Consider the following 1,021-nt stretch of genomic DNA (forward strand, 5'->3'; position numbering starts at 1 on the left):
AAATCGACCAACTGCTGCAATGCCACACACGACACAGCACTATGGATTACAGCCATCAGCATCGGCAGAAAGAACATCACCACGAGCTGCCTGGTCACAATCAGACCTAGTTCTTTTTTACTTAGTCCCACCTTCGCGATCATGCGGTACTGTTGCTCATCCCTTGCCAGATCCGCGTACAACCGGAAATAGATAAAGCTTGCCGCAAAGGTAAAGAACACAATTCCTACAAGTCCGCTGACCATAAGTAAAATGCCGTTATGCTGCTGAGCGCTTTTCCAATCGAGATACAAAGATTTTATATAGTAGCTGTACTCTTCCTTCTCGCTGATTCTGTCCATAATGGTTCTGGATACGTCACCCGTCTCTCTCCAGTATTATCTCGATCTGATCGGTCTCCGTACCGTCGATCCGGTAACTGTTCTTCTGAGTTACAGTTCCCGGCGTTAGAATTCCGTCCGTCTCGGCTAGCGTCTCCAGCGGATAGCCAAGTGACTGGATCAGGCTGTTGTAATCACTCAATTTAATCAACTTGAAGCCATTATCTGAATAGATCGGGGTCACGGACGCCTCTTTGTAATTGAATCCCGCCTTCCCTAATTCTTCCCTGAACACGTCCAGCAGTTTCTCGCTGTCCTTTCCTTCCTCTTCATAAGGGGCATACGTAAAGGCATACGGATTCTCCATGGCCGATAAGCCGGGGTCCCCGATCGCCAGCGTCGTTCCAATTCCCGTAAACGCTGAAGCCGATATAATTGAGACCAGAAAGAACATCACCGCATTATCCTTTACCCGGTATATTAGCTCGGATATCGTCAACAAATTTGTTTTCCGGAAAAAGAAGCGCTCCTTCTTCTGGAGATAACGCACGAAGAACACGCTGAATTGCGTAAACAAAAAGTAAGTACCGATAATGACGAGCACGACACCGCCAAACAATAACAGCAAACTGAAAATTTGCAGAACAGCGAAGACCATCACCATACCATATCCCGAGACGATCAGAACCACGGCCAAAGCT

At 47.3% G+C, this 1,021-nt stretch carries 1 pseudogene; it reads right to left on the bottom strand.

The window, feature by feature from the left end:
• A pseudogene (locus ACFRAK_RS29770) lies at positions 1–1,021 on the bottom strand (ABC transporter permease); the annotation flags it as partial.

This window comes from Peribacillus sp. NPDC056705 (genome assembly GCF_043656335.1).